The sequence below is a fragment of the Clostridium sp. Marseille-QA1073 genome, assembly GCF_054863625.1.
The window spans coordinates 1-9,482 of record NZ_JBSVQM010000047.1; the positions used below are offsets into that span (position 1 = coordinate 1).

At 26.7% G+C, this 9,482-nt stretch carries 9 protein-coding genes; 4 read left to right on the forward strand and 5 right to left on the reverse strand.

Annotation, left to right across the window (positions count from 1 at the left end):
• Window positions 1–19: 19 nt before the first annotated feature.
• Window positions 20–310, forward strand: a complete 291-nt coding sequence (locus ACY1IQ_RS20730; protein WP_461615776.1) for a Dabb family protein — start codon at window positions 20–22, stop codon at window positions 308–310.
• Window positions 311–463: 153 nt separating this feature from the next.
• Here ACY1IQ_RS20730 and argH read toward each other — a convergent pair whose 3' ends face one another.
• Both argH and ACY1IQ_RS20740 read right to left on the reverse strand, forming a co-directional pair.
• Entirely contained in the window at window positions 464–1,777 is a 1,314-nt protein-coding gene (argH, locus tag ACY1IQ_RS20735; RefSeq protein WP_461615777.1) for an argininosuccinate lyase, read from the reverse strand.
• A 16-nt stretch (window positions 1,778–1,793) separates the two neighbouring features.
• Window positions 1,794–2,993 (reverse strand): argininosuccinate synthase, encoded by a 1,200-nt coding sequence (locus ACY1IQ_RS20740; RefSeq protein WP_461615778.1) that lies wholly within the window; start codon window positions 2,991–2,993, stop codon window positions 1,794–1,796.
• A gap of 338 nt (window positions 2,994–3,331) precedes the next feature.
• Between ACY1IQ_RS20740 and ACY1IQ_RS20745 the strand changes: the two genes are divergently transcribed.
• A complete protein-coding gene (locus tag ACY1IQ_RS20745; RefSeq protein ID WP_461615779.1) occupies window positions 3,332–4,432 on the forward strand; it encodes a redoxin domain-containing protein in 1,101 nt (366 codons plus the stop codon).
• A 519-nt stretch (window positions 4,433–4,951) separates the two neighbouring features.
• On the opposite strand, the gene ACY1IQ_RS20750 is transcribed toward ACY1IQ_RS20745, so the two are convergent.
• The 3 genes from ACY1IQ_RS20750 to ACY1IQ_RS20760 all read right to left on the reverse strand — a co-directional run bounded on the left by ACY1IQ_RS20750 (window position 4,952) and on the right by ACY1IQ_RS20760 (window position 6,333).
• Complete coding sequence (locus tag ACY1IQ_RS20750; RefSeq protein ID WP_461615780.1) at window positions 4,952–5,446, reverse strand: CPBP family intramembrane glutamic endopeptidase; 495 nt, start codon at window positions 5,444–5,446, stop codon at window positions 4,952–4,954.
• A 45-nt stretch (window positions 5,447–5,491) separates the two neighbouring features.
• A complete protein-coding gene (locus ACY1IQ_RS20755) occupies window positions 5,492–6,022 on the reverse strand; it encodes a DUF3267 domain-containing protein (RefSeq protein ID WP_461615781.1) in 531 nt (176 codons plus the stop codon).
• A 104-nt stretch (window positions 6,023–6,126) separates the two neighbouring features.
• Complete coding sequence (locus tag ACY1IQ_RS20760) at window positions 6,127–6,333, reverse strand: bacteriocin (protein WP_461615782.1); 207 nt, start codon at window positions 6,331–6,333, stop codon at window positions 6,127–6,129.
• A 347-nt stretch (window positions 6,334–6,680) separates the two neighbouring features.
• Between ACY1IQ_RS20760 and ACY1IQ_RS20765 the strand changes: the two genes are divergently transcribed.
• Window positions 6,681–8,903 (forward strand): peptidase domain-containing ABC transporter, encoded by a 2,223-nt coding sequence (locus ACY1IQ_RS20765; RefSeq protein WP_461615783.1) that lies wholly within the window; start codon window positions 6,681–6,683, stop codon window positions 8,901–8,903.
• On the forward strand, window positions 8,903–9,482 hold a 580-nt coding region (locus ACY1IQ_RS20770), incomplete at its 3' end, for a biotin/lipoyl-binding protein (protein WP_461615784.1). The genes ACY1IQ_RS20765 and ACY1IQ_RS20770, both read left to right, overlap by 1 nt.

Genomic DNA, 9,482 nt, shown 5'->3' on the forward strand with positions numbered 1-9,482 from the left:
TTATATAAGGAGGGGGACTATGTTTACTCATATTGTATTTTTTAAATTAAAAGAAGCTACATACGAAAACTTACAGAAAGCTAAAAACATTTTATTATCTATGGAGGGAAATATTCCAATGCTTAAGTACCTGGAAGTTGGAGTAGATGAACTTCACACAGAACGTTCCTATGATATAGTTTTAATTACCAGGTTTGATTCACTGAATGATATGAATGCTTATCAAATACATCTTTATCATGTAGCACAAGTATTAGCACCATTAAAAGATATGATCGAATCTTCAAAAGCTGTAGATTATGGTCAGTAATGAAAATGTTCACCAAAAGCATTTTAAATGCTAAATAATTAATAATGTACAGTTCACAAAATGTAATTGATAAAGAATTTAAAAATCGGTTTTTAGAATTCTTAGTTTTGATAAAATTTGTTTTTAATTATAAAATGTGAACTGTACATTGAATTAAATTTCTTTTTTTATTCCTCTTTTTAAAGTGTTTTCATAATCTATGAATTCATAAATATCTTCTAAAAAATAATTGCTAAATTGTTGTAGTTCATTTATTCTTAATTCTTCTATTGATTTATTATTTTTTTCACAGTATAATACTATTTCACCTATTACTTTATGTGCATCTCTAAAAGCCATGCCCTTAGATACTAAATAATCAGCAGCTTCTGTAGCATTTAAAAAGCCTTTTTTTATAGCTTCTTTCATAGCAACTTTATTAACTTCTAAGGTTCCTAACATGCCATCCATTACTTTAATGCAACTTAAAACTGTATCGATAGCATCAAAGAAAACTTCTTTATCTTCTTGCATATCTTTATTATAAGCTAAAGGAATACCTTTCATAGTAGTTAATATAGACATTAAACTTCCATAAACTCTCCCGGTTTTTCCTTTTATAAGTTCTGCAGCATCAGGATTTTTTTTCTGAGGCATAATACTGCTGCCTGTTGCAAATTCATCATCTATTTGTATGAAGTTAAATTCCTTACTACTCCAGAGAATAAGTTCTTCACTTAATCTGCTTAAATGCATCATAATTATAGAAAAGGAAGATATGAGTTCTATTACATAATCTCTATCACTTACTCCATCCATAAAGTTATCTACTGGCTTTTTAAAACCTAATTCTTTACAAGTAAAAGTTCTATCTATTTCATAAGTAGTACCACCAAGTGCGCAACATCCTAATGGACTTTCATCCAGTAAATTTATAGCATTTTCTATTCTAATTTTATCTCTAGAAAACATACTGTAATAAGCCATAAGATGATATTTAAAAGTTACTACCTGTGCTCTTTGAAGATGAGTATATCCGGGCATAATAAAATTATTTTTTTCTCCAACTTCTAGTATAGTGTTTTTAAGATTTTCTACTTCCTTTTTGATTTCTATAGCTTTCTTTTTTGCATATAATCTTAAATCTACCGCTACTTGATCATTTCTGCTTCTACTAGTATGAAGTTTTTTACCAATGTTACCAATTCTATTTATTAAATTTATTTCAATAAAGCTATGTATGTCTTCGTAATTTCCTTCTAGTTTTAAAGCTCCACTTTCTATATCTTTTAAAATATCTTTAAGACCTTGTATTATTAAATTACCTTCTTCTTCTGATAAAATACTACATTTTATTAACATTTTTACATGAGCCATACTACCAGCAATGTCTTCTTTGTACAATATGTTATCAAAGCTTAGGGAGCTATTAAAATCTTCCATAAGTTTGCTTTCTTCTTTTTTAAATCGTCCGCCCCAAAGATTCATTAAATATCCCTACTTTCTAAAGTTTATATTTTTTAAAGGCTTTAATCTTAGTTGGAAGAGAAAATAAATTTATAAATCCAGCTGAATCCATATGATTATATAATTCACTAGCACCAAAAGAGGATATTTTTTCATCATAAAGTGCATTTTCAGATTGTATTCCTGCTAAGATTATATTTCCTTTATAAAGTTTTAATTTAACGTTACCAGTAACAGTTTCTTGAGTTTTATCAACAAAACTATCTAAGGATTCTTTTAATGTATCAAACCATAGACCATTATATACAAGTTCACCATATTTCTGAGATACTATATATTTAAAATGCATTGTATTTTTATCTAATGTTGCTTTCTCAAGAGCTTTATGAGCTTCATAAAGTATAGTTCCACCTGGTGTTTCATATATACCTCTTGATTTCATACCTACAAGTCTATTTTCTAATATATCCTTTATACCAATACCATTTTCTCCGCCTAATTTATTCAATGTTGCAACTATTTCAGCAGGAGATAATGTCTTGCTGTTTATTTTTGTAGGAATACCTTTTTCAAAATATATATCTACATAATCTGCCTTATCTTTAGCACTTTCTGGTGAAACACACATAGTATATATATCGGATTTATGTTCATTTTTAATATCTTCTATATGACCACCTTCATGACTTATATGCCATATATTTTGATCTTCTGAATAAATTTTATCTTTAGTAACGGTTATCTCTATTCCTCTAGAATTTGCATAATCTATAGCATCTTCTCTTGAAGTAATATCCCATATTCTCCAAGGTGCAATAACTTGTATTGTTGGATCAAAGGCTGCTATGCCAGTTTCAAATCTTACTTGATCATTTCCTTTACCTGTACATCCGTGACAAATATATTTAGCATTTTCTTTATGTGCTATTTCTACCAATTTTTTTGACATTAACGGTCTAGCAAGTGCAGTACCTAATAAATAATCTTCTTCATAAACAGCGCCTGCCTTTAGTGCTTTAAATATATAATCCTCTACAAACTCATTAGTTACATTTTCTACATATATTTTCTGTGCACCACTTTTGATCGCTTTTTCTTTAATTGCTTCCATATTATCGTTTTGACCAACATTTATACAGGCTGCTATAACATCTAAATCATAATTTTCCTTAAGCCATGTAATTATTATAGATGTATCCAATCCTCCAGAATATGCTAGTACAACTTTATCCTTCATAATAATCAACTCCCTTATTTTTATAAATTAAAAATCATTATACAGAAAAACTTATAATTATGCAATATTTATTTAAAAATATTCACAAAATAATATTTCATTAAATTATAAAAAGTTAAATTAATTAAGTATTTTCAAGGGTTTATCATACTTTATTTTAATAAAATATTTTTGGATTATGCATATTAAGATATTTTTATGCATTAATATACAGTTATAATTGTATAAATAAGAGTTCTTAAATTTCCCATAATAAAAGTCGTGAAATCTATTTTAATGAATTAAATATAAAATTTATGAATATTGTTATATAAGAAAGAGAAGAAGGAGAGGTTAAAGTGAAGAAAAAAATTCTTGCACTGGTTATGGCTACAGTAGTTACATTTTCTTTATTAGGCTGTGGAAAATCGAAAGACAAAGAGAAAGAGAATACAGGAAAACCAGAAACAACACAATCAGAGGGAAAGAGCGATGAGGAAAAGAAAAAACAAGGATGGAAAAAATATAATGACATGGGTATAGAATTTAAAATGGCAGATTTATGGAAAGAGTATGATGAAAATATTTTACTAGGAGGTTTAGGTGATCCAGAAGATCCTAATGAGTCTATATATGGAGGATTAAGATATAGTTTTTTATCCAATGAGCTTATAGAACAATATAAAACTGTCAGCGAAACAGAAAAAGATCCTAAAGAAAAAAGCAATAAAATAAAAGAAATATTTAGTAAAGCAACACCTTTATTTGATGTAATAGTTTATAAAGAAGATAAAGTACCAACAGAAGAAAAGCTTCCAGAGGAAACAGGTAAAAAGAATAATGATAAAATAGCAGCTCATGATGGATTAGTTTTCTATATGTGTTATGGGGATTTTAATGATAGTGAATTATCTGAAGGAGGAAAAAAAGCCTATAAAGAGCTTTATGATGATATTAAAAATATTAAAGAATCTCTTAAAACCTTTAAACCAATAACTCCTCAGGAAGCTATTACTGCTTTAAATAAAATAGAATTTAAGCTTAAAGACTTAGATGGGAAAGAAATTGATAGTAAAGAACTATTTAAAGAAAATAAAATTACAATGATAAATATTTGGGCTACATTTTGTGGACCATGCATAAATGAAATGCCAGACCTTCAAGCACTATTTGAAGAAGTTAAAGAAAGCGGTGGCAGCGTAATTGGAATAATAGGAGATACTCCAGACGAAGACAATGAAATTGCTGCTAAGAAAATAATAGAAACAAAAGGTGTTAAATTTGTAAATTTAATTTCAGATGATAAATTCAAAAAAGAAGTTATAAGTTCAATAGCAGGATACCCAACATCTTTCTTTGTAGATAGTGAGGGTAAAATTGTTGGTGAGGTTGTAACAGGATCAAGAAGTAAAGAAGATTATAAAGAAATATTGAACAAAGCAATTGAAGACTTAAAATAATAAAAATAGCGTATACTTTATAATTGAGATGGGAGTTAATTTTATAAATTAATTCCTATCTTCAATGTAGATAATAAATTCATCACACCGAATGAACCAAACACTTACTTTAATAAAAAATATATATCCAATACACTAATAATATATAACTAGTAAAAAGAGATACAATTACTTATATAAATAATTGAATTCGATATTTTTAAATTCTTTTTTTAATAATCTATAGTTTGAAATAAATATGACTGGAAATACAATTGAAAAGTTATAGAATTTGATTTTAAAAAAGAATTCTAATAATCCCCAATTATAAATAAAAATGATTTAGTATAGGATATTCTATTTTAAATTTTTAAGAATTTATTCTTTTATTTTCTGCGGATTCAATTTTAAAATAAGATATCATATATATCCTATCCTTATTTTTAATAAAGTATGAAAATGAAGATAATACTAAAATTATATGCAAACTGCAAAGTAAGTTATCAATCATACTATATCTTCACTTCACGAATTACTTATCTACAGTTTAGTGATAAGTAGAGGTAGAAACAATGCAAGAGTATTATTTCCGGCATGAATTAGTGCTGTTACTTTAATAGGACTGCTATTCTTTTTTTCATATAGTAAATATGAATAAGCAAATATAATTCCTGAAAAAAATGAGATTATTGCATAATAAGGACTATAGAATATATGATACAATCCAAAAAATAGAGCGGATATAAGAACTTTAATCACTGGTCGATTTAAATTCTTTGTAGTACTAAATATATAAAAGATAAGTCCTTGAAATAATACAGTTTCTATCCAAGGTGCTATAATAATCGGAGATAGTAAACCAAGTAATGATATTTTCACAGCACCATAAGAGTCTCTAGGTCTTACATTTGTAGTTTTAAAAACTATATAAACAAGAAGAATATTTAAAACATATGTAATTATTGTCATAATAATAATAAATGATGTTACATTTAATTTATTGAAAAAGTTATCTGTTTTTTTTAATATATTCATTTTAATCATCCTGTTCTTTAAATTTTTAGATTTTATTAATATAGTTTATTGATTTATAGTTTTTTGAATATCATTAGAATATAGAATAAATTTAGATAGTTTAAAATTTGTTGATAGAGAAAAGTTTTTTATTATAAAAATCGAATTATAAATATCCGAAGCTGACATAAATGAATTATAAAATACTATAATCCATAATAGTGGAGTGTACACTTTAAAAGCAAATAAAAAAATACCCAATATTATGGTTAAAATTAAGAATGGGCCTAATAAGTTTAATATAAGGCAATAAAACTTGTAAGTTCCATCTACATTCATATAAAACGCTAATCTATTTGGAATAAATCCAATGTGGATTTTTCCTCTATCTTTTGATAAAATCGTACCTATAACAAAATGAATCCCTTCATGAATAATTAAAATACCAACAGCGCAAAGAACTCTGTGAAAAAATGATATTTCATTTAAATTTACACCTGCCTTTATGATTAATAACTCTGTTACATGGTATAACAATAGGATAGAAATTATTATTTTAGCTTTAGAGTAATTGATTTCAATCGGCTTCCAATTCATATTTAAACACTCCATCTTTGCTTTTATTTTAAGGGCAAAACTCATCATTAATTGTTTTGCCCTTAAGATTTTAATTTAATAATTATTTAATCAACATAATTATTTTACCAGCCAGGATTACCATCATATTTTACAGTATATTTTTCTCCATGTCTTGTAACTGTTCTCTCATATGGAGTATGTGCTAGCTTATTTACACCAGCTTTTACACCATCATAAATAATTCCACCAACAATTGCTTCGATAACAGTAGTCACTGCGTCACCACCATTAACTTGTTCCATTTCATTTATATTTAATTCTTTTAACATATATACTTCCTCCCTTAAATTCATTTAAATAGTTTCAAAACATTATTTTTCAAATAGCTACTTGATATTACAAATTATAACATAAAAAACTGCAATTAACATATTCACTTGAGATTAAAAAAGCAACAATTAAGATGTTCGATATTTTAAAATGATGTAAACAAATAATTGATAAAGTTCAATAATAAGCCGTAATTATAGTGATTTAATGAAAATAATTTATATTTTTATATATACGTTTATGATTATATATAAAGCATTTAGGGTGTTTATGATTTTTATTTTTCTATTTTTTATATAATGTAACTATAAAAATAAGTAAATAATATATAATTTTGGGAGGAAAAATGAAGAATATTTTTAAAAGATATGTTTGTATTAAACAACATGATTTAAAAGATTGTGGTGCAGCATGTATTGCTACAATATCAAAACAATATGGATTAAAAATACCCATATCTAAAATTAGAGAGGCAGCAGGAACAGATAAACAAGGTACTAGCGCTCTAGGGATTATTAAAGTAGCGGAACATCTTGGATTTAGTGCTAAGGGAGTTAGAGTAAGTAACACAGAGGATATATTTAGTGAACTTCCATTGCCAGCTATAGCTCATGTGGTAGTTGATGGGGCATTACTTCATTATGTGGTTATACATAGGATAGATGAAAAAGAAATATTAATAGCAGATCCAGCTCGGGGAATTGTTAAATATAGTCCAGAAGATTTCTTTAAAATATGGACTGGTATTTTAATTATTATGATTCCAACAGAAAAATTTAAAAAAGGGGATGAGACTAAGGGACTGTTCAGTAGATTTATACATATATTAAAGCCACAAAAAGCACTTATGATGAATATATTTTTCTCTTCTATTGTGCTTACATTGCTAGGTATATTAGGTTCTTTTTATTTTAAATTTTTAGTAGATGACATACTTCCTTATGGCATTGAAAAAACATTACATATAATTTCTATTGGAATGATAATATTAAGTATTTTTAAAATTGTACTAAATGGATTTAGAAGTCATTTATTGCTATATTTAAGTCAAAATATAGATATTCCCTTGATGCTTGGATATTATAATCATATTATTCAACTTCCAATGAACTTTTTTGGTACAAGGGAAGTAGGAGAAATTATATCTAGATTTAATGATGCGTTTCATATAAGGGATGCTATTTCAGGGGTAACTTTAACCATAATGATAGACACATTTATGGTTATTATAGGTGGAGGAATATTGTATAGCCAAAATTTCACTTTATTTGGATTAACAATAATTCCACTAATTTTATATGGAATTATCGTATGGGCCTTTAATAATAACTTAGAAAAGATAAATAGAGAAACCATGGAGAATAATGCTAAGTTGACTTCTTATTTAGTAGAATCGATAAATGGTATAGAGACAGTGAAAGCTTTTAATGCAGAGAGACAAGTAAATTTAGAAACAGAAAAAAGGTTTGTAAAACTTTTAAAGAAGGTTTTCAAAAACGGATGGATAAATAATTTACAGGGTTCTCTGAAAAGTGGAGTAAGGGCTGTATTTGGAGTAGTAATATTGTGGATAGGTACTTATAAAGTTATGAAGGGGCAGCTGTCTATAGGAGAATTATTAGCATTTAATTCTTTATTGGCATATTTTTTAGATCCTATTGAAAATTTAATAAATCTTCAGCCACAACTTCAAACAGCAAAGGTAGCGGCAGAAAGGTTAGGAGAAATATTAGATTTAGAATTAGAAAAAAGTAAAAATGAAAGTAGAAAAATTAATCCTTCTTCATTAAAAGGGAATATAGAGTTTAAAAATATATCTTTTAGATATGGAACAAGACAATTAATTCTAGAAGATTTCACTCTAAATATAAATTCAGGAGAAAAAATAGCTTTAGTAGGAGAAAGTGGCTCAGGAAAAACCACTCTAATAAAGATATTAATGAATTTTTATCAATGTGAAAAAGGAGAAGTTTTAATAAATGGGTACAACATTAAAGATATAAATATAGAAACTTTAAGAGAAAAGATAGCATATATATCTCAAGATATATTTTTATTTAAGGGAACTATTAGGGAAAATTTATGTTTTGGTAATGAAAGTTTAGATTTCGAAACAATAGTAGATGCATGTAAAAGGGCTAAAGCTCATGGCTTTATAAATGATATGCCATTAAGATATGAGACAATGATAGAAGAGAATGGGGATAATCTATCTGGAGGACAAAAGCAAAGAATAGCTATAGCAAGAGCCATTTTGAGAAAGCCAGATATTCTTATAATGGATGAGGCAACTAGCAGCTTAGATTCTATTACTGAGAAGGCGATAGAAAAAACAATGTATGAGTTTAGCCAAAATATTACTACTATAATTGTAGCTCATAGATTAAGCACTATAATGAGATGTGATAAAATATATGTTATGAATAAGGGTAAAGTTATTGAAGATGGTTCACATGACGAATTGATGAAAAAAAATGGACATTATTATTCACTTTGGAAAAATCAGCTTCCTAGTAATATCTCTTATGAAGAAGTAGCAGCAACAGAAATTAAAGGAGCGAGTAACTAATGAAAAATGTAATTCAAAATATAGAAGAAATTACAGATAGTCGAGAACTTTTAGAATCTAAGCCACATCCATTTACTATTAGTTTTACTTATATATTAGTAACTATATTAGTGGTTGCTTTGATATGGTCATATTTTGGAGAAATAGATGTAGTAATTAAATCAAATGGTGTAGTTCGACCTAATGAACAAGAAAATAGAATTGTAAATAAGGTATATGGGAAAATCGAAAGTATAAATATAGAAGATGGTAAGAAAGTGAAAAAAGGAGATGTTTTATATACTATAGAATATGCAAATTTTAATGTAGAACAAAAAGCCATGTATAATGAATTAAAAGAATTAAATAAGGAAAATACTAATCTAAAAAAATTTCGAAAAAGCATCATAGATAATAAAAATTATTTTAATAATGGCATTGAAAATGAAAAGGATTATTATCGCAAGTTTCTAAAGTATCAGATAGATTATAAAAAGTTACATCTTGAAAATAAACAAGAAAAAATTAAATTTAATCAAGAGAAAAAAGATAAATTATTGAATAAAAAAGCCATTGGAGAACAACTTAATAATACTCAGA

Excerpts from the sequence above, each read along its gene's own strand:
- ACY1IQ_RS20755 (WP_461615781.1), bottom strand. The coding sequence starts at position 6,022 with ATGAATTGGAAGCCGATTGAAATCAATTACTCTAAAGCTAAAATAATA.
- ACY1IQ_RS20765 (WP_461615783.1), top strand. The coding sequence starts at position 6,681 with ATGAAGAATATTTTTAAAAGATATGTTTGTATTAAACAACATGATTTA.
- argH (WP_461615777.1), bottom strand. The coding sequence starts at position 1,777 with ATGAATCTTTGGGGCGGACGATTTAAAAAAGAAGAAAGCAAACTTATG.
- ACY1IQ_RS20750 (WP_461615780.1), bottom strand. The coding sequence starts at position 5,446 with ATGAATATATTAAAAAAAACAGATAACTTTTTCAATAAATTAAATGTA.
- ACY1IQ_RS20740 (WP_461615778.1), bottom strand. The coding sequence starts at position 2,993 with ATGAAGGATAAAGTTGTACTAGCATATTCTGGAGGATTGGATACATCT.
- ACY1IQ_RS20730 (WP_461615776.1), top strand. The coding sequence starts at position 20 with ATGTTTACTCATATTGTATTTTTTAAATTAAAAGAAGCTACATACGAA.
- ACY1IQ_RS20760 (WP_461615782.1), bottom strand. The coding sequence starts at position 6,333 with ATGTTAAAAGAATTAAATATAAATGAAATGGAACAAGTTAATGGTGGT.